This is a genomic window from Streptomyces gardneri (genome assembly GCF_006539185.1).
GTDB lineage: Bacteria > Actinomycetota > Actinomycetes > Streptomycetales > Streptomycetaceae > Streptomyces > Streptomyces gardneri.
Genome location: NZ_BJMN01000007.1, coordinates 23,680 through 41,528, shown reverse-complemented (window position 1 = coordinate 41,528; position 17,849 = coordinate 23,680). Strand labels below are relative to the sequence as shown.

The 17,849-nt window shown below is 70.8% G+C and carries 16 protein-coding genes, 1 tRNA gene and 1 pseudogene; 7 read left to right on the top strand and 11 right to left on the bottom strand.

The window, feature by feature from the left end:
• Window positions 1-20: 20 nt before the first annotated feature.
• Window positions 21-389, bottom strand: a complete 369-nt coding sequence (locus SGA01_RS41755) for a hypothetical protein (RefSeq protein WP_229918313.1) — start codon at window positions 387-389, stop codon at window positions 21-23.
• A gap of 748 nt (window positions 390-1,137) precedes the next feature.
• Window positions 1,138-2,508 (bottom strand): FAD-binding oxidoreductase, encoded by a 1,371-nt coding sequence (locus tag SGA01_RS05485; protein WP_141293876.1) that lies wholly within the window; start codon window positions 2,506-2,508, stop codon window positions 1,138-1,140.
• A gap of 279 nt (window positions 2,509-2,787) precedes the next feature.
• Here SGA01_RS05485 and SGA01_RS05480 point away from each other — a divergent pair, with 279 nt between their 5' ends.
• Window positions 2,788-3,645: a hypothetical protein gene (locus tag SGA01_RS05480; protein WP_141293874.1), complete on the top strand. Its 858-nt coding sequence runs from the start codon at window positions 2,788-2,790 to the stop codon at window positions 3,643-3,645.
• Between the two features lie 158 nt (window positions 3,646-3,803).
• Here the strand turns inward: SGA01_RS05480 and SGA01_RS05475 are convergent, their stop codons facing one another.
• On the bottom strand, window positions 3,804-4,241 hold the full coding sequence (locus tag SGA01_RS05475; RefSeq protein ID WP_141293872.1) for an NUDIX hydrolase: 438 nt from the start codon (window positions 4,239-4,241) through the stop codon (window positions 3,804-3,806).
• Window positions 4,242-4,935: 694 nt separating this feature from the next.
• Between SGA01_RS05475 and SGA01_RS05465 the strand changes: the two genes are divergently transcribed.
• On the top strand, window positions 4,936-5,778 hold the full coding sequence (locus SGA01_RS05465; RefSeq protein WP_141293870.1) for a PP2C family protein-serine/threonine phosphatase: 843 nt from the start codon (window positions 4,936-4,938) through the stop codon (window positions 5,776-5,778).
• A gap of 170 nt (window positions 5,779-5,948) precedes the next feature.
• Window positions 5,949-6,914, top strand: coding sequence for an MASE1 domain-containing protein (locus tag SGA01_RS05460; protein ID WP_308699038.1), 966 nt, complete (start codon window positions 5,949-5,951; stop codon window positions 6,912-6,914).
• 127 nt (window positions 6,915-7,041) lie between these two features.
• On the opposite strand, the pseudogene SGA01_RS05455 reads toward SGA01_RS05460, so the two are convergent.
• From SGA01_RS05455 to SGA01_RS05445, 3 genes and pseudogenes are all read right to left on the bottom strand, one after another.
• Window positions 7,042-7,429: pseudogene (locus SGA01_RS05455) on the bottom strand (hypothetical protein); the annotation flags it as partial.
• An 86-nt stretch (window positions 7,430-7,515) separates the two neighbouring features.
• Complete coding sequence (locus tag SGA01_RS05450; protein ID WP_229918312.1) at window positions 7,516-7,821, bottom strand: hypothetical protein; 306 nt, start codon at window positions 7,819-7,821, stop codon at window positions 7,516-7,518.
• A gap of 437 nt (window positions 7,822-8,258) precedes the next feature.
• Window positions 8,259-10,676, bottom strand: coding sequence for a hypothetical protein (locus SGA01_RS05445; protein ID WP_141293867.1), 2,418 nt, complete (start codon window positions 10,674-10,676; stop codon window positions 8,259-8,261).
• 202 nt (window positions 10,677-10,878) lie between these two features.
• Between SGA01_RS05445 and SGA01_RS05440 the strand changes: the two genes are divergently transcribed.
• Window positions 10,879-11,400 (top strand): hypothetical protein, encoded by a 522-nt coding sequence (locus SGA01_RS05440; RefSeq protein WP_141293865.1) that lies wholly within the window; start codon window positions 10,879-10,881, stop codon window positions 11,398-11,400.
• Between the two features lie 63 nt (window positions 11,401-11,463).
• Here the strand turns inward: SGA01_RS05440 and SGA01_RS05435 are convergent, their stop codons facing one another.
• The 3 genes from SGA01_RS05435 to SGA01_RS05425 all read right to left on the bottom strand — a co-directional run bounded on the left by SGA01_RS05435 (window position 11,464) and on the right by SGA01_RS05425 (window position 14,348).
• A complete protein-coding gene (locus SGA01_RS05435; RefSeq protein WP_141293863.1) occupies window positions 11,464-12,378 on the bottom strand; it encodes an SDR family oxidoreductase in 915 nt (304 codons plus the stop codon).
• A 153-nt stretch (window positions 12,379-12,531) separates the two neighbouring features.
• Window positions 12,532-13,614, bottom strand: coding sequence for a YihY/virulence factor BrkB family protein (locus SGA01_RS05430; protein ID WP_141293861.1), 1,083 nt, complete (start codon window positions 13,612-13,614; stop codon window positions 12,532-12,534).
• Between the two features lie 56 nt (window positions 13,615-13,670).
• Window positions 13,671-14,348: a VanZ family protein gene (locus SGA01_RS05425; RefSeq protein ID WP_229918311.1), complete on the bottom strand. Its 678-nt coding sequence runs from the start codon at window positions 14,346-14,348 to the stop codon at window positions 13,671-13,673.
• A 181-nt stretch (window positions 14,349-14,529) separates the two neighbouring features.
• Between SGA01_RS05425 and SGA01_RS05420 the strand changes: the two genes are divergently transcribed.
• From SGA01_RS05420 to SGA01_RS05410, 3 genes are all read left to right on the top strand, one after another.
• Window positions 14,530-15,210 (top strand): DUF4230 domain-containing protein, encoded by a 681-nt coding sequence (locus SGA01_RS05420; protein WP_141293859.1) that lies wholly within the window; start codon window positions 14,530-14,532, stop codon window positions 15,208-15,210.
• 128 nt (window positions 15,211-15,338) lie between these two features.
• A complete protein-coding gene (gene ppk2 / locus SGA01_RS05415; protein ID WP_141293857.1) occupies window positions 15,339-16,340 on the top strand; it encodes a polyphosphate kinase 2 in 1,002 nt (333 codons plus the stop codon).
• Window positions 16,341-16,491: 151 nt separating this feature from the next.
• Window positions 16,492-16,568, top strand: a tRNA-Trp gene (locus SGA01_RS05410).
• 147 nt (window positions 16,569-16,715) lie between these two features.
• On the opposite strand, the gene SGA01_RS05405 is transcribed toward SGA01_RS05410, so the two are convergent.
• Both SGA01_RS05405 and SGA01_RS05400 read right to left on the bottom strand, forming a co-directional pair.
• Window positions 16,716-17,090 (bottom strand): ribosome maturation factor RimM, encoded by a 375-nt coding sequence (locus tag SGA01_RS05405; protein ID WP_141293855.1) that lies wholly within the window; start codon window positions 17,088-17,090, stop codon window positions 16,716-16,718.
• A 59-nt stretch (window positions 17,091-17,149) separates the two neighbouring features.
• On the bottom strand, window positions 17,150-17,374 hold the full coding sequence (locus SGA01_RS05400) for a DUF6458 family protein (RefSeq protein ID WP_141293853.1): 225 nt from the start codon (window positions 17,372-17,374) through the stop codon (window positions 17,150-17,152).
• Window positions 17,375-17,849 lie beyond the last annotated feature (475 nt).

Sequence of the window (17,849 nt, the reverse complement as noted above, 5' to 3'; positions counted from 1 at the left end):
GTGAGGCCCGTAACCTGACGTCAGCGGGTCGGACGTCTTCCCCGGCCGTTCCAGGCGCGAGCGGTGAGGGCGATCGAACCGTCGGCCTCGATGGGTACGCGAGCGCGCAGACGCTCGCGCAACGCGTCCTGCCCCTTCGGCGGCAGTGAAGCGAGGTAAGACTGGGCAGGCCCTTGCCCGCCCAGGAACGGGGCCCAGCAGTCGTCGAAATCCCTGAAGCGTGTGGGGATGTTGATCTCGTCGACCTCCACGTCCGCCAGGCCGGCCGCTCGCAGCAACTCGTCCAACGGACCGGGCGCGCACAGAGGGAACCGGAGGGCCTCGTCCAGCTCCCGGCTGCCCTCGTCCAGGGAGACGGCGGCTTCCCAGAAGTAGCGGATGAGTTCCATGCCCCCTGGGTGTAGTCCCAGAGGTACGCGGCGAGCGTGCCGCCCGGGCGCACGATGCGGGCCATCTCTGCGACGGCCCGCTCGGGAGCAAGGGACGAAGTTGAGGACCAGGCCGCTGATCGCCACCGACGCCCGGCCATCCGCTGGGCGTCGGCCACGTCCAGGACCGCTCGCGTGACGGCACCCGTCCCGCAGCCGATGTCCCGCCAGTCGCTGTCCTCCGCGACGTCCAGCCGGCGGACGCACTCCACCGCCACCTGCCGGCTCCACCGCCCGATGTAGGGCTCGTACGCTTCCCCTTCGCCCCACACCGGCATTCACCCTCATCCAGGACGGCCGGCCCGGCGGGCCCGACACTCACCGCCTCAAAAGCCAGCATGCACGGGCCCCCGCCCCCTCGCAGCCCGGCCGAGAGCACCGGCCAAGACGAGATCCGATGCGGGCCGCACATCCGCCGTGGCCAGACCGGGCCCTGGCCTCAGCACGGACCGATGTGACCCGCGGTCGAAGAGGTTCCTCGCATGGGGAGGGCCCCGGGCAACGCCCCGTTTCTGGTCTCCGCCCCCGCCATCACTGCCTCATCGCCGGACAGCGGATCACAGCCGTCATCGGGGCCGTCGCCGTCCTGACCCAAGCCGCGACCGCGATGGTGCGTGGCAGCGTGACCGGATCGTCACGCACATCGCTCGGCCCGGCATCGAGTCCGGCGAACGCAGAGGCTCGCAAATCCCGCCACGTGAGACACCCGCTAAGGCCTGATGTTCTGGTTCAGGTGGAAGAGGTTCCCCGGGTCGTACGTGCGCTTGACCTCGACGAGGCGGTCGTAGTTTCCCTTGTAGTTGGCACGGATGCGGCCCTGGTCGTCGTCCGCCATGAAGTTGACGTAGCCGCCCTCCTCCGAGTGCGGGGCGGTGGCCTCGTAGTAGTCGCGGACCCAGGCGGTGTTGGCCTCGTTGTCGGCGGGGTCCGGCCACATGCCCGCGATGACGGTGGCGAAGGAGGCGTCCCGGTAGGCGAAGGCCGTCGCATCCGGGGCGACCCGGTGGCAGGCGCCGTTGATCGGGTAGATGTGGACCGTCGAGTTCACGGCGGGCAGGCGCGGGCCGTGCACCAAGTGCGCCTCGATCGCGGCGTCGCTCAGCTCCGTCACGAAGTTGGCCTTCCAGTAGTGCTGGAGACCGGGCGGCACGAGCGCGTCGAAGGCGCTGTTGAGTGCCGGGTACGGCATGACGCCGACGTGCTCCGCGACCACCGGGGCAAAGTCGTGGAAGGGCTGGAGCGCCCGCTCGCCCTCCTCCGGCGGACCCGCCCAGCACGACACGATCAGGACGAAGGGCTCGCCGTGCCGGTCTTCGGGGATGAACGGCAGCGGCGGGGCGATCTGGAAGGCCGGGAACCCGCCGAGCTGCTCCGGCGCGTCGGCGATGAAGTCCCGGAAGGAGCGCAGGACCGTGCCGGCGCTGTCCAGTTCGAAGAGGATCGGCCCGCCGTAGATGTCCTTGACGGGGCTGAGCCGGAATTCGAGGGAGGTCACCGCGCCGAAATTGCCACCACCGCCGCGCAGCGCCCAGAAGAGGTCCTCGTGCTCCTGCTCACTCGCCACGACGAGCCGGCCGTCCGCGGTCACCACGTCGGCCGATACCAGGTTGTCGCAGCTCAGGCCCAGTCCGCGGTCGAGGTAACCGAGGCCGCCGCCCAGGGTGAGGCCGCCGACGCCGGTGGTGGAGATGATCCCGCCGGTCGTCGCCAGGCCGAAGGCATGGGTGGCCGCGTTGAAGTCGCCCCAGGTCGCGCCGCCTTCGGCACGCGCCGTCCGGCGCACGGGGTCGACGCGGACGCCACGCATTGCGGACAGGTCGGCGACCACGCCATCGTCACAGGTGCCGAAGCCGGGCACGCTGTGCCCGCCGCCACGGACCGCCAGGTCGAGCCCGTTCTCCCGGGCGAAGTCGACGGCCGCCATGACGTCACCCGCGTTGACGCAACGCACGACAGCGGCCGGCCGTCTGTCGATCATGGCGTTGTATACCTTGCGGGCCTCGTCGTAGGCCTTGTCCCCGGGAGTGACGACCGCGCCACGCACACGTTGGCGCAGCTGGTCCACAGAGAGGTTACCCATGGCCATCGCTCCTCTTGCCCTGGCTCGGAAGGCGTGGTGCCTGTGGCAGCGGCGCGGCGTCCAACGGTGGAACTTCCCGCGAGCCCCGAGGCCGCCTGCCAATGGACAGGGCCTAGATTCACGCTACGCCGATGGGATGAAGCGTCAACAGGAACCCCTCGAACGACCTGAGGAAGAGACGTTGCCCAGGGCCGGTTCCCAGCTGACGGTGCTTGCGACAACAAGTCGCTGCAGTCCGGCGAGCTCGACATCGGCTTCGCGCTCACCCCCGCCGAGCACATGCTGCGCCGCCGTTTCCCCGGCCACTCGGTGACGATCGTCCCCGCCGACACGGCATCGCGCGCGGGCTGGGCCCTCACCAGCCGGGACAAGGGCGAGAAGGTGAAGTACCGCTACTGGCCCCAGTACTTCGCCGAGGTCTGGCGGCCGGGCGAGGCGTCCCGCGTCTTCCCCCTCGCCTGCAAGGGCGACCACGGCAACTCCGCTGCCTCCGCCGACCAGCTGGCCTCCGCCTCCGTCCACACCGAAGCGGTCCACATCGGTGCGTGGAACGAGACCCCGGCCCTGCTGTGCAGCACGGAGATCCCGACGGACGGGGGCACAATGGCCGTCCACGCCCTTGAGGCGCCGGGCAGCGGCGGCCGGTTGTCCCCGGCGGAGGGCCGGGAGCCGAACCTGGACGCGTCTCCGACGCAAGCGAACGTGATGCCGGACATCCACCCGCCGGCCAGGGCCTGGTGGCTCCCGATCCGGTGCGGGGCTGCCACGTGCAGCCGAAGGACTTCGCCTGGTTCCAGGAGTCCCTGGCCCACACCACCGCGGCGGGCCTCATGGCCCTTACGGGCTCCGGCCGCGCCATCCGCCCGCTACCTCACCGAGCCGCAGGGTCACAAACGCTTCACCGGCCTACGACACGCGGCCAGCACGAGTGTGCAGGACACTGCCCACAAGCTCCTGGGGACCGAGTACGTCGGCACCGACCACGTCTTCCGCCTGAACGGTCCTCACGTCGAGGCGTTCTCCGGCGTGGACCAGGCACTCTTCCGTCTCCTCGCCAGGGGCGACGTCGAGGAGTACCGCGCCGTCGTCCACGCCGGCCGCGACACTCGCCCCCGGCTCACCTTCGACAAGAGCTGACGAGGCCCCGTCTCCGTCCACGCCGACGGCTCCGTCTTCGCCCTGCGGTTGCTGCCGGGGCAGGACGAGAAGCCCCGGTAGGACCGGGGATCGCCGTCCGGGCCGACCCTCCTCGGAGCCGGCCCCGACGGGATGTCGATCTCGATCTGCTTGCAGGCTCAGAGCGGTACCCCGGCTCCAAGGCTCCCGGCGCCGATGGCTCCCCTCAACACGTTGGTAATCTCCTCGGGCTTGAGGTCGATGCCGTCGAGCCCCTCCAGAGTCAGCGGGACCTCCTCCAGCGCGTACTCGCCGCGGCCTTCGGCACTGAACTCGGGGCCGGTGCGGTCGTCGAAGGACCAGGTCGCGATGCGGGCGAGGTAGAAGAGCTGGCGCTCGTCGTCGGACTCCATCGTGTGGAGGAGGCGAACGATGTTGGGCTTCCCCACGATCTCCTCGTGGATCTCCCTATGGAGGGCGGCCTCCCGGGTCGCGTCGCCGGGTTCGACGCCGCCGCCGGGAAGGACCCAGTACTCGGGGATGCCGGGCCGGGTGCGGCGGATGACCAGCATCGTGTCGTCGGGGGTGACGAGGACGGCGCGGACTCGTTCGATCATTTCGGTTCGTCTCCTTGCTTGTTGACGGTCTTCAGTGCAGCAGCCAGCCGCCGTAGACGTGGACGGACTGCCCCGCGATGAACGAGGCGGAGGGGCCCACAAGGTATGCCACCAGGGCCGCGACGTCCTCGGGCCGGTCACGGCGCGGGACGCACTGGCCCCGAGGTGGCGACGGGGGTGTGCGGAGCCCCAGACCGGGACCGGCTCGTGCTGCGGGACGCGCCGGTCGGTGTCGAGGACCGCGGCAGCGCCTCCGGCATCCTCTACCGGAAGGTGTGCTGAGCGGCGCCCGCGAGACCGGCCGGCGCGCCCGGGGGGCGAGGGTGTGGTTCGTGGTCGTGCCCGCCGTTCTTGGGGCCGCCGGTGCCTTGCCGCCAGGTCAGGCAGGCACCGGGCGCCGGGGTGGCGGGTGCGGCGGGTGACCGCCGGGCGAGTCGCGCGGCGTCGGCCTGCTCGGTCCGGACAGAGGTCAGGGGCGGGCGATGCCTTCGATCTCGCCGAACCGCTGTTCGTTTCCGGCGGTGTGGGGTGGCCCGGCTGGGATCCGCCGCGTTCTCCGCCGATGAGATGCGGACGCCGTCCCCTCCGGGCAGAGTGGGGAAGGACCTGTTCGTACCGAGGTGGTCCCCTGTGGTCCCGCGTGCTGGAGACGGGACGGAGTGATGCGAGGATTGTCGTGACGTCGGAGTGATCGATGTTCCGCAGACGGCCGGCCGACAACAGCGAGGACCTTCTGGTCCGGCTCGGGTCGCTGACCGCCAGGGCGCGGGAGTTGGCCGAGACGCAGCGTTCCCGGGTCGAGCTCGCCGTGGCCCTGCAGCGCGACATGCTGCCCTCGGACCTGCCCAGTTTTCCGGGCGCCCGGCTGGCCGTCCGCTATGAGCCCGCCAACCACGGGCTCAACGTCGGCGGTGACTGGTACGACGCCTTCTCCCTGCCCGGCGGGCAGATCGGCATGTCCATCGGTGACGTGCAGGGGCACAACATCGAGGCCGCCGCCTTCATGGGACAGGTCCGCGTGGCACTGCGCGCGCTGGCCTCCGTCACCGGAGACCCGGGAGAGCTGCTCGGTCGCACCAACGACCTGCTGATCTCTCTGGGCGCCGACCTCTTCGCCACCTGCACCTTCCTGCGGCTCGACCCCGCTGCCGGCACCCTGGAGTGCGCCCGGGCCGGTCACATCCCCTACATCTGGGCCACCACCGATGGCCGCTCCGGTATCGACGACAGCGAGGGCGGGCCTCCGCTCGGTGTGCTCCGCGGCGTCGACTACCCGGCCACGCGCCACCGGCTCACCGCCGACGGTGTCTTCGTCCTCCTGACCGACGGGGTGGTGGAGGGGCCCTCGCTCCACGTCGACGAGGGTCTGGACCGGGTGACGCGGCTCGCCGGGATCACCGCCGTCGCCGGGCTGGACGTCGACGCGCTCGCCACCGCCGTCATGAAGCTGGCGGCCACGGTGGGGCACGAGGACGACGCGGCCGTCCTGGTCGTCGGCCATGACGGCGGTCCGGCGCGGTCGGCGGCCGAGGAGTGAGGGGAGGGGGCTCTCCTCGGGCCGGGTCGGTCCTCGGACCGGCCCGGGCCCGTGCCGGACGGCGGCGCCCGACACGCAGGGGCCTTGCCCGGTCGTGGCGGCCCGGCCGGTGTCTGATGGCTGACGTGTTGGATACTCGGCAGTTCCGGTCCGCTACGGAGGCGGCTCTGATGTCGCTGGCCGTGGCGGTTTGCTACTACGCGGCCGGACGACTCGGCCTGATGGGCCGCCTCGTCGTCGAAGACGTGGTGGCCACCCCCATCTGGCCGCCCACCGGCGTCGCCGTCGCCGCCCTGCTGCTGCTCGGCGCGCGGGTCTGGCCTGGGATCGCCCTCGGCTCCTTCCTCGTCATCACCTCCCTCACCGCTCCGGGGCCCACCACAGTGGTCACCGTGGTGAGCAACACCGTCGCGCCGCTCTGCGCCTTCCTGCTGCTGAGACGGGCCGGATTCCGGCGCGACATGGCGCGGCTGCGGGACGGACTCTCCCTGGTCTTCCTCGGCGGGTTCGGCGCCATGCTGATCAGCGCGACCGCGGGGGTCGGACTACAGGTGGCGAAGGGCTCCCTGGACAAGAGCGAGTTCTGGCCCGTCTGGCTGGCCTGGTGGGTGGGCGACACGATGGGGGTGCTGCTCGTCGCCCCGCTCCTGCTCGTCCTCGCGGGGCCGGCCGGACGGTTCCGGGTACGGCGCTGGAAGGAGGCGGCCTTTCTGGGGCTGACGACCCTGGTCCTCATGCCCATGGCCGTGCTCAGCCCGATGAGCATGCTCTTCCTCGTCTTCCCCCTGCTGATCTGGGCAGCACTCCGCTTCCAGCTCGCCGGAAGCATGCTGTGCGCGCTCTTCGCCTCCGTGCTCACCACCTTCGAGGCGACCTCCGGGCGGGGCGCGTTCCTCCACCTGACGGACGTCGAGATCATGGCCAAGCTCCAGGCGTTCAACGGTTCCGCCGCCCTGACCGCCCTGCTTCTCTCCTCCGTCATCACCGAGCAGCGTGCGACCCGCCGGTCGGTGCGCCGCGCCTGCCAGGAACTGGCGGAGGTCCTGGAGCACCTCGCGGCGGGCGAGTCCTCGCCGGGTCCACCCGGCACCGCCGAGAGCCGGGCAGCCCCACCCGGCGGGCACCGGGACCTGTGACCCCAGCGCCGGAGCCGGCGCAGGGATCAGGAGCCGTACAACGACTGCAAGGCATGGGAACTGTCCGGCGCTGACAAACTGGTGCGTGATTGCGTTGGAGATGCACGGTCCTGAGCTGGTGGTTTTGTCAGGCGATGGTGTTGCGGTCCGGAGACGAGGCCGGCGATGACCCGGTAGGTGTCGGGCAAGACCTCTCGCCGGTGGGTCCAGCGGGTCAGCTGCTTCCAGCGTTTGTGGTCGGCGGGCGCGTGCTCGCCGGTGATGCGCTTCGATGAGTGCCGGTGCCGGGCCTCTTCTCTGGCGGCGTGCACCTGCGAGACGGCGATCTTGTTGGGCTTTCTGAGCGGTGTGATCGCCTTATCGAGGTGGTCGCGTCTGAGGCCGAGGTAGCCGTCATCCAGAAGCACTTCCACCCCTGGGAAGTGCTGGAAACAGACGGCGATGCCTTCATTGCGTGCTGCGGTCGCATCGTGCATCCATCGTTCTCCATCTCGTCCAGGAACCGTTCGACCACGATCGGCGTGACCGCGTTCAGCTTCCGCGATCCGAGGCGGGGGACGATGTGGACGTTGATCGAACTGTCGACGTGCCAGCCGGTGGATTAGTCCGTCATCCTTCGCTGCCGGGGCCGCCACTGCATCGCGTACTCCTCGATCGTCAGCTGACCCAGCTCACGGCGGGCCACCGCCACTGAGGGCACCGTGGTCTTCTTCTCCGCATAGAGCTGCGTGAGGCGTTCGATCGCGTCGTCCTGCGTGCCGTATCCGGACTCCTCTCGCTGCTTGCCGCGCGCGTCGCGGAAACGGATCGAGTAGGGGTGGGGGCAGTGGGTGGGCTTGGCGCAGACGCAGTCCTTGAAGAAGGAACCCATGCCGCGGGCGAGCTGTCGGGCGATGTGGCGACCCATCCGATCCAGCCCAGGAATCATGCTCAGGCACCGCACTGCAGGTCGAAGGTCAGCGAGCGGGGACACCATGCGGACGCATGCTGACCGTTTGCTGACCTGAGGAGGGCACATGATGCCCCTGACCTGCGGCGACGCCAAATAGTCAGATCTTGGACTTGAACAGAATGCGCAGCATTCGGGACTCCTCCGAGACGGCTCCCTGCCTGCTTTGTGCAGGTCACGGGCTTTCTCGGCCCTACACCGACACCCCTATTCGATGGTTGTGAGGAACATCGCTTCCGGTCAGGCTGGACGGCTTCACACCTGGGCTTTCACGCCGTGCTGAAAGGTCGTGGACGGTCGAGCGACCTGATCTGTGACACCGGTAGTGCACATGGGAAGGGCCCCGCCCCGGGGCGAACCGGGGTGGGGCCCTTCCTGTTTGCTGCTCGTTCTGGCTACTCCTGGACGGTGCGGCGACGCCGCGTCCACCACACCAGGGCCGCGCCGGTGGCGGCGATCGCCGCGGCGATGCCGGAGATCAGGCCGATCGGGGTGTCCGATCCGGTGTCGGCGAGGCCGCCGTCCGGGTCCGGTCGGTTCGCCGGAGGCGTCGCGCCCCCGCTGCCGCCGGTGTCGCCGTTGCCGGGCTTGGTCGGGTCCGGGCCCGGCGACGTGGGCGGGTCGGTCGGCGTCGGGTCGGTCGGTGTCGGGTCGGTCGGCGTCGGCTTTGGCGTCGGCGTCGGTGTCGGGTCGGGCTTCCCGTCATCTGCCGGGGCGATGCCGTTGCCGCCCAGGAACGCGGTGTCGCTGTCGCGGGCGGAGGTCTCCGTGCGGACGGAGTCCTTCGTCGTGCGGGGCAGTTCACGGTGCTGGGCGGTGAACTCGACTGCGGTGACGTTCCGCTTGGGGGCCTTCGCGAAGTCGATGCCGCCGACGAAGAACGTGTAGATCCGGCCGTCACCGAGGGGCCATTCGTAGGTGAAGTCGCCCTCGGTGAAGGACTTCACCATCTCCCGCCACACGGTCCGCTTGTCCCAGTGGGCATTCTCACCGCGCAGCGGCCACCGCTTCAGGCTGTTGCTGTTGATGAGGGGACGGAAGTCGGTGGCCTTCCTCGCGTCCTGCTGGCGGATCCACTCGGCCGCGACGCGGGACTTGTAGACGCGGCGCAGGTCGGCGTACTTGGGGTCGGTGTTGATCTGCTTCTCGACATGCGGGACGAGGTACTGGGTGATCAGCCGGTGGCTGCGCTCGTTCTCCTCCTTGCTGAGCTTCTTCGAGCAGTCCTCTCCCTGTACGGGGGTGTCGAAGTCCATCGCCGCGTGGTTGACCTCCAGCGGGGCGTCGAGGATGTAGATCCCGCCGTCCTGCTCGCGGACCTTCGCCCGGCCGGGAACGATCCAGTTGCGTCCCGATCCCCAGCACGGCACCCCGTCGACCTTGGGGGCGGCTTCCATGAACTCCTTGCCCGGGGACTTCTTGGGGTCCATGGCGCGGGAGAAGTCCCGCTTCATCTCCATGTCGGCCACGAGGAGGACACGGCCGGCGTCGGTTTCACCGAACGCCTTGTCCATGATGGTGTCGGGCTGGTCGGGGTTGAGGTTCACCCACTGCCGGTCCGGGGTGAGCGCCAGCCACGTGAACAGGGCATCGGAGGCCAGTTCGAGCTTCGCCTGTCCGCCCCAGCCCGGGTTGTCGTCCTCATCGGGCATGAGGTCGGCCTTCATGGAGTAGTCCAGGGCCTTGCCCTTGACCGGGTTGCCGACGTACTGGAGCTCCAGGGTGGAGAAGTCCACCCCGCCCGGGCCCCGGCCGAGCGCGGACCGGGCGTTGTCCGCCAGGTACTGGTTCTGCAACTGCCGGGCCTGGGCGGGGTTCTGTCCCGACCCGTAGGCGATCGAGGCGCCCGGGCCCTGGGTGCCGCGGTTCGGCAGCGGGTTGAACACGTTGTACGTCTTCGTGTACTTCGTCTCCGGCCACAGGCCCTTCGCGGTCGCCCGGCGCTCCGCGATCCGGATCGGGTTGTTCCCCGTCCCCCGCTCCGCCCGCAGCTTGTCGTTCTCGGCCTTGTAGTCGCGGAGGGTGGCCCCGTTCGGCTTCTCCGACGTGAACATCGTCAGGCGGTGCCGGGTGAAGTCGTGGTTCGCGTCCTTGTGCCGCAGGATGATCCTGTCGGCCCGGAGCTGGGCCGGCTTGCGCTTCCCGTCGGACTTGAACTCCCCCAGCTCACCGGTGCGCTGGTTGTAGGAGTCGTACCGCCGGGAGGCGATCTTCTTGCCGTCCTTGTCGAAGATCTCGATCGTGACCTCGCACAGCCAGTCGGGGCCGACCATGTTGAAGTCCTGAACCGCCTTGACCTCGAACACGCCCCCCTTCTGCTTGCTGACCTGCGCGCTGATCAGGTTGACCTTCCAGCTGCCGAACGGCTTGGGGTTGTTCGACTCGTTCCGGTGCCGCTGATAGCGGGAGTAGATCGCCTTGCGCATGTCCTCCGGGTCCTTGGAGGCCGCGTACGCCTTGTCCCACTTGTCGATGTCCGCGCGGCTGCCGGTGACCTGCCCCAGCTCGGCCGCAGTGGGCGCGGGAACGTTCTCGAAGCCCTTGAACGCGTTGTTGTAGTAGTACTCCTCGTCCGGCCCGGACTTCGTCCATTGGTGCTGACCCGTCGGCGCACCCGAGTTGTTGGGCGTACGCGGGACGGTCCTCTTCAGGTGCATCTGATCGCACCGCTTGCCGCCGCTGATCTTCGCGTAGTCCCCGGGCGCGGCCGACGCCACGGACGGCAGGCCGACCAGCAGCACCGCCGCCGAGGAAACGACCGCCAGCGCGGCAGAGAGGCGCCTTTTCAGGCGCTGTCGTATGGATGTGCTCACTTAGTGTCCCTGGTCGTGGGGGCCACGGGACTCAAGACTGGGAGGGCAGGCCGGACATGGGGCCCCCGTATCGTGCCCACTCCTGCCCACCCACCACACTAGAGGCCGTCAACACCGCGCGTACAAGGCGTTGTTGACGTGGCGTGTGATGACTCCGCGAAGATCCTGCGTGGGTGACAGCGCGGTTCGGTAGGTTCTGGCCATGACCACACCCCACTCCGACTACGACTCCACCCGCCACCCCGACCTCCTGGTCTGGCTCACCGAACGCCAGGCCGCCTTCGAACGCTGGGCTCGGGAAGCCGGCGGCGTCGACCGGTTCGACTTCTCCGACGCCTCCCTCGATGCCTTGGAAGACCTCGTCAAGGAGTCATTCGCCGAGTCGGAGGAGATCACCGCACAGCGCCGCTCCCCCTTCGTCCAGGGTGCCGTGTGGTACATCGGCGAGACCCTGCGCCGACGGCGCGAGGGCTGGGTATGGAAGTTCGAACCGGACGTCACCTTCGGCCTGCTCCCGGCGTTCTATCCGGCGGTCCCGGACCCCGCATACCTGGATACCCCCTGCGTCGGCGCGCCCGACGCCAAGCCCGGCGAGCACTGGTACCCCCTGAACACGCTTCGCCGACTCCTCGTCACCGAGGACGAGTTCGACAACCCGATCGACGAACGGCTCGTCGGCATGATCGAAGGCTGGTACGACGAAGACGAGGAGGACGACGAGTAACCGACCTCGTGGTGGGTCGTGGTGAGCCGACGGCTCGGCTCGGCGTCGCAATCCCGCTCCTCGTCACCTTCCGTGCCCGTCCGCGGGCGGCCCGGCGGGCGTCCGGTCGATCAGCCTCTCCTCGATGCGGCCGCCCGCGCCGAGCAGTCCGGTCTGCTCGAACGAGTGCGCCCGCATGAGACGGGGCAGTTCGCGCCGGGAGAGCAGGTCCACCGCGAGGGGGAAGAACGGCCGGCCGGCCTGGGCGAGCCTCAGCCAGGGCGGGGCGTACACGGAGGCGGAGCGCCGTTCCACTCCCCGCACGAGCCAGGACGCCACCCGGTCCACCGGATACACGCGGCGGGCGGGTCCGGGCATGTGCCCGCGCAGTTCGCGCAGCACCGGGTGGCGGTCGACGTCGCGGACCATGTCGGTGTCGGTCCAGTGCAGGTACGCCACGCCCACGCCGACGCCCTGGTGCGCCACCTCGGCCCGCAGGGAGCGGGCGAAGGCCTCGGCACCCGCCTTGGAGGCGCAGTACGCGCTCATCATCGGGGCCGCGCCGAAGGCGGCGGTGGAAGCGACCTGGAGGAAGTAGCCCCCGCTGGCACGCAGACCGGGCAGGTAGGCGCGCGCGGTGATCGCGCTGCCCACGAGGTTGACCTCCACGACGCGGCGCCAGGTCTCGGGGGCGGAGGTCTCGAACGGCCCGCCCTCGGCGACGCCCGCGTTGGCGACGACGACGGACGGGGCGCCGAGGACCCGGGTCACCTCCCCGGCGGCCCGCTCCATCGCCGCGTCGTCGGTCACGTCGACCTCGACGGCGTGGCTCTCCGTGCCGAGCGTCTCGGCCAGGGCGGCGAGCGTGGCGTGCTCCCGCCCGAGCAGCGCCACGCGCATCCCGCGCCCGGCGAGCCGGCGGGCCAGTGCGGCGCCCAGCCCGCGGGCCGCGCCCGTGACGACGGCGGTACGTCCTTCAGGTTCCCAGGTGCGGGGCATGAGGGCCTCCGGTTCTTCGGCGGCGTCGAGGGACTCGTATCCAGTTCCGCCGCCGGGCGGGTGACGGATGCAGCGGGGCGCTCCGAACCCGGGCCCGATGCCGTCGCTCCGGGTCGCCGCGCCGGCGGCGGTCCTCGGTCCCGTACGTCGTGCTCATCCGTCGTGGTGGTGCGACTTCTCCGGCAGGCCTGCCTCGCGGCGCTCCTCGTCGCTCCACGTCCGCGTGTCGCGCGGCCTGACGTACGGTTCCCGGTCCGGCGGCATGCCACCGGCCACCGCGCGCCGGCGCAGCAGTTCGGCGTCGAACTCCAGGCCCAGCAGCACGGCCAGGTTGCTGATCCACAGCCAGACGAGGAAGACGACGACGCCGGCCATGGTGCCGTAGACCCGGTTGTACGAGGCGAACTCGGAGACGTACACCGCGAAGCCCGCCGAGGCCGCCATCCAGATCAGCAGGGCGAGCACGCTGCCCGGGGTGATCCAGCGCCATCCGCGGCCCTTGGCGTTCGGGCTCGCCCAGTACAGCAGGGCGACCATCACCACGGCGAGAAGGAGGAGGGCGGGCCACTTGGCCACCGACCAGACCGTCACGGCGGTGTCGCCGACGCCCAGCGCCTCTCCGGCCCGGCGTGCCACGTCACCGCTGAGCACGAGCATCAGGGCGCCGGCGGCGGCCATCACCATGAGCGCCGCCGTCATGCCGAGCCGGATCGGCAGCAGCTTCCACGCGGGGCGCCCCTCGGGGACGTCGTGGACGCGGTTCGCGGCGCGCATGAAGGCGCCGACGTAGCCGGACGAGGACCACAGCGCCACCAGGAGTCCGACCACGGCCATGACGGCGCCGGTGCCGGTGTTGCCGCTCAGGGCCGCCAGCGCCTGTTCCAGGACGTCGCGGGCCGGTCCCGGCGCCAGTTCCCGCAGGCTCTCCGTCACCCGGTCGGTGGTCCGCTGCCCGCTGATCCCGAGCAGCGAGACCAGGGCGAGCAGTCCGGGGAAGAGCGACAGGACGCCGTAGTACGTCAGCGCCGCCGCCCGGTCCATGAGCTCGTCGTCCGTGAACTCGCGCACCGACCCCTTCAGGACCGCGAACCAGGAGGCCCAGGGGAGGTCGGCGGGCGAATCGGGGGCTCGCTCCTCGACGCCGGGGCCCGGCCCGGGGCCCTCGGCGTCGGACGGGTCGGGGGGCGGGGTCCGTGACTCCGGAGCCCGCCGTTCCGGGACGTTCCGTTCGGCCATGCCCGGGCGGCTACCCCCCTCGGCCGGTCCTACGCCGGAGCCCGCCGTCCCGGCTGTCATGGCGAGGTACGGGCCGGGCGCCGGCGCTGCCACCAGCGGGGGCGGGGGCGGGGGCGGGGGTGCACGGCACGGCCCAGCCTCCGGCCGACGGTCACGTAGCCGAGCAGTGCTCCCGTCGTGTTGAGGAGGACGTCGTCGATGTCGAAGGCACGGCCCGTGACGAGCGCCCCCTGCACCAGCTCCACGAGCAGCATGGTGGCCGACGTGAGGAGCGCGACGCGGAGGAAGCCGCGGGCCTTGCGGGACAGCAGCGGCAGCAGGATCCCGAAGGGGACGCCGAGGAGGATGTTGCCCCCGAGCTGCTTGACGGTGTCCACGAACGCGGGCCGGCCGAGGTAGGCCTCGATCGAGCGCCCGGGCGTCAGGTTGCTGTGGGTGAGGGGCACGGAGGCCGGCGAGGCCTCCAGCGTCAGCCGGGCCAGGACCACGGCGAACGCCACCATGCCCGCGAGGGCCGTGAGGGCGACGAGCGTCCGCACGAACCGACCCGGGCCGCGCCGGACCGGGACCGCCGCCGGGGGCGCCGCGGTGTCCGGCTCCTTCCGCTCCGGGCTCCCGCCGGCCGGCGCCACACCGCCCGCGCCCCCCGCGGCTCCTCCTTCGCCCCCGTCGCCCCCGTCACCTCCGGCGGGCGCAGCACCGCCCCGTCCCTTGGACGCTCTCCGACCGAACATGAGCCGTCTCCTCCCATTGGTGCCCTGGTGCGAACGGATCCCGCGTACCCCCGCCGGGGGACCGCATGCCCTGCGGTCCCCCGGGGCGCTCACCTCCGAACCACCCTCCCCTCGGGCCCCAACAGAGCGCGTTTCGGGCGGAGTCGGGTGTGGGAGCGGCGGACTCGGGCATCCGGCCCGCATGGGAGAAGAGACCGAGAACAGTCCCGCGCCGGCCCGCCGATCGTGGAAGCGCCCCGGAGGGAGGTGGCGCCTCGCCGTCGTCGTCCTGCTCGTGCTCGCCGTCGCCCTCATGCTGATCGGCCAGTTCCTCCGGGTCCCCGGCCTGGACGTCTTCGGGACGGACGTGAAGGACCGCTCCGGCCCCGCCGTCCTGAAGTCCGTCCAGGACCTGAGCCGGTACGAGGGGGCGGCGGGGACCTACCAGGTGGTGGTCGACCTGGAGCACGACGCGCGGCTCCTGCCGGACGCGATCCGCGGCACCCGCATCCTGTACGTGGCGAGCGGCAGCGTCGCCTCCTACGTCGAGTTCGGCGGCCTCGGGGACGACGCCGTGACCGTCGACGCCGACCGGACCGAGGCCACCCTCCGGCTGCCGCACGCCCGGCTGGCCGACCCGGCTCTCGATCCGGAGCGGTCGTACGCCGTGTCGAAGCAGCGCGGTCTGCTCGACCGGATCGGCGACCTCTTCTCGGACAACCCCGCGAGCGAGCAGGCCGTCCATGTCCTCGCCGCCCGGCGCATCGGCGACGCGGCCCGCGAGTCCGACCTGACGTCCCGGGCGGAACGGAACACCGCCGCGATGCTGCGGGAACTGCTGCGGGGCCTGGGCTTCGAGCGGGTGACGGTGACCTTCGTCTGAGCGGGATCCGCCGGGCCGGGCCGGAGCGCGTTCCGCGGAGCGGGGCGCCCTCCGGCCCGACCGCGCCGTCCGGGTGATGTATCGGCTGTCACGCTCGTGTCGGTCCGCCGACGGGGGAAGGGGCCCCCATGAGCACTCACGACGGCGACCGGGACGACCCCGGATCCGCCGCCCCGGACGCCGACGACCCCGCCGACGACCTGCTGGCCGGGCTGAGGGTGGACACCAGCCAGCCGGAGCAGCCCGTCCTGCTGGACGCGCAGGGGGGACCCATCCGGACCTGGCGCCAGAACTACCCCTACGACCGGAAGGTCCGCCGCCGGGAGTACGAGCGGACCAAGCGGGTCCTGCAGATCGAGCTGCTGAAGCTCCAGCGCTGGGCCAAGGAGACGGGGGCCCGGCTGGTCGTGATCTGCGAGGGGCGGGACGCCGCGGGCAAGGGCGGCACGATCCAGCGCTTCACGGAGCGGCTGAACCCCCGTGGGGCGCGGATCGTCGCTCTGGACAAGCCGACCGAGCGGGAGGCGGGACAGTGGTACTTCCAGAGGTACGTCCCGCACCTGCCGGCGCGCGGCGAGATCGTGTTCTTCGACCGTTCCTGGCACAACCGCGCGGGTGTCGAGAAGGTCATGGGCTTCTGCACGGAGGAGGAGCATGCGCTCTTCCTCCGGCAGTGCCCGGCCTTCGAGTCGATGCTGGTCGAGGACGGCGTCATCCTGGTCAAGTTCTGGTTCTCGGTCTCCCGCGCGGAGCAGCGCACCCGGTTCGCGATCCGGCAGGTGGACCCCGTCCGCCAGTGGAAGCTGTCGCCGACGGATCTGGCCTCGCTGGACCTGTGGGACGCGTACACCGCCGCGAAGATCGAGATGTTCCGCGCGACCGACACCGCCGACGCGCCGTGGACGGTCGTCAAGAGCAACGACAAGCGCCGGGCGCGGCTGGAGGCGATGCGCTATCTGCTGTGGCGGATCGACTATGCCAACAAGGACGCCGAGGCCGTGGGCCGGCCCGATCCCCTGATCGTGGGCGCCGCCGACACCCTCCTGGAACCGGGAGAGGAACCGTCGGCACTCTCCCCCACGCCACTGGCCGGCCCTCCGGTGGGGCGGGGCCAGCACCCACCGATCTGATCCTGGGCCAGTTCCCCGACGAACCTCAGGTGGATCCTCGTCCGATCCATGGTCGACCCGGCAGGTACCGGGTGCGCGGTGTCGTCCGCTCCCCGCCGCGATATCCGGTGGCGCCGCCTCCCGTCGGAGTGGCACGCTTGCCGCACACCGAAGGGGTGTAGCTCAGCTGGCCAGAGCGCCGGTCTCCAAAACCGGATGCCGCAGGTTCGACTCCTGTCACCCCTGCCAAGGGCGCGCCGGCGCCGGATCATCGGACCGATCCGCGCCGGCCGCCTGCCTGCAGGCCGCCGCTCCTCGATGAACGACGTGACCGCTTGAGGTCGTCGGCCGCCTTACGCTCGACGAACCCGAGTACCGGCGTGGACCGACGGCCCGTCAGAAGCCGCCCATACCTCCCGGGAAGGGCCAGGACGTGCGGTAGTACTGGCCGATCTCCTCGCGGTACTGGCGGTCCGCGAGGTGCTTGTCGGAGACGAACTCGGGCGAGTCCTTCACCTGTTCCTTCGACAGGGCGAGGTGGAGGGTCTGCTCCTCCAGGTCGATGCGGGTCACCGCCCGCGCCGGGATGAGCACCTCCTTGCCGAAGATCCAGACGCCCGTGTCGACGACCAGATAGGAGTCGTCCACCTCGTCGGAGTGCTTGTCCACCTTGCCGATGTGCCCGTCGGAGGCCTCGACGCGCCACCCGGTGAGATCGGTACCCGCCAGGTGGCCGGACTCGGTGCTGAAGGACCACAGATGGTCGGTCATCGCTGTCACTCCTCTGTCGTGTGTTCGTGCAGGGCGCGGCGCCGGACGTGTGGGCCGCCTCAGAGCCGGCCACGACGGTCGTCGTCGGTGACCGTGGGCGCCACCGGCGGGACCACCATCCGGCGGCGGCGCAGAACGCTGCTGTAGACGGCGGTCCCGAGCAGGCCGACGCCCATCAGGATCAGGCCGACCAGATCGAGGTCGACCGTTGCGAGCTCCCAGTCGGTCGCGAACGTGAGGATGGCGCCGACGGCGATCATGATGATGAACAGTCCCAGACCCATGGTTGGTTGCTCCTCCCTGCGGGTTGGACAGCGTCCGCCTACCCGGGTCTCCGGGGATCATTCCGTCCGTCCTCGGAGACGTTCGGCCCGGATCCCTCCCGGCCCGCGAGCACGCCGGAACCGTCGATTCGCTGTCCTCCAGGGGATGTTCATGGACGGACGGGGCACGCGTTCAGCCACGGGCCCGCGCACGCCCCGACGGACGCGAGGTCCCGTGTCGTGAATCCTGCTGTACTCGCACCGGCCCGCCCCAGAGCCCTACAGCCTGCGCCGGACCGCCGTCGGCAGCGCCGCTTGGCATGCCGCCCGGAACCGCGTCCGGACGCTCCAGGCCATCAGGCGGAGCTCCCACTTCGCCACGCGCACGACACCTCGGCGAACGAGAGCGCCCGGAGTCCGTCGGGCCCGCGCACGACGCCTTCTCCGGCGACCGTGGCGGCGCGATCCGAGTGTCACGGCCATCTCCTCCCGGTCA

Excerpts from the sequence above, each read along its gene's own strand:
- SGA01_RS05460 (WP_308699038.1), top strand. The coding sequence starts at position 5,949 with ATGTCGCTGGCCGTGGCGGTTTGCTACTACGCGGCCGGACGACTCGGC.
- SGA01_RS05475 (WP_141293872.1), bottom strand. The coding sequence starts at position 4,241 with ATGATCGAACGAGTCCGCGCCGTCCTCGTCACCCCCGACGACACGATG.
- SGA01_RS05435 (WP_141293863.1), bottom strand. The coding sequence starts at position 12,378 with ATGCCCCGCACCTGGGAACCTGAAGGACGTACCGCCGTCGTCACGGGC.
- SGA01_RS05400 (WP_141293853.1), bottom strand. The coding sequence starts at position 17,374 with ATGGGTCTGGGACTGTTCATCATCATGATCGCCGTCGGCGCCATCCTC.
- SGA01_RS41755 (WP_229918313.1), bottom strand. The coding sequence starts at position 389 with ATGGAACTCATCCGCTACTTCTGGGAAGCCGCCGTCTCCCTGGACGAG.
- SGA01_RS05425 (WP_229918311.1), bottom strand. The coding sequence starts at position 14,348 with ATGTTCGGTCGGAGAGCGTCCAAGGGACGGGGCGGTGCTGCGCCCGCC.
- SGA01_RS05480 (WP_141293874.1), top strand. The coding sequence starts at position 2,788 with ATGCTGCGCCGCCGTTTCCCCGGCCACTCGGTGACGATCGTCCCCGCC.
- SGA01_RS05485 (WP_141293876.1), bottom strand. The coding sequence starts at position 2,508 with ATGGGTAACCTCTCTGTGGACCAGCTGCGCCAACGTGTGCGTGGCGCG.
- SGA01_RS05440 (WP_141293865.1), top strand. The coding sequence starts at position 10,879 with ATGACCACACCCCACTCCGACTACGACTCCACCCGCCACCCCGACCTC.
- SGA01_RS05450 (WP_229918312.1), bottom strand. The coding sequence starts at position 7,821 with ATGGGTCGCCACATCGCCCGACAGCTCGCCCGCGGCATGGGTTCCTTC.
- ppk2 (WP_141293857.1), top strand. The coding sequence starts at position 15,339 with ATGAGCACTCACGACGGCGACCGGGACGACCCCGGATCCGCCGCCCCG.
- SGA01_RS05405 (WP_141293855.1), bottom strand. The coding sequence starts at position 17,090 with ATGACCGACCATCTGTGGTCCTTCAGCACCGAGTCCGGCCACCTGGCG.
- SGA01_RS05430 (WP_141293861.1), bottom strand. The coding sequence starts at position 13,614 with ATGGCCGAACGGAACGTCCCGGAACGGCGGGCTCCGGAGTCACGGACC.
- SGA01_RS05420 (WP_141293859.1), top strand. The coding sequence starts at position 14,530 with ATGGGAGAAGAGACCGAGAACAGTCCCGCGCCGGCCCGCCGATCGTGG.
- SGA01_RS05465 (WP_141293870.1), top strand. The coding sequence starts at position 4,936 with ATGTTCCGCAGACGGCCGGCCGACAACAGCGAGGACCTTCTGGTCCGG.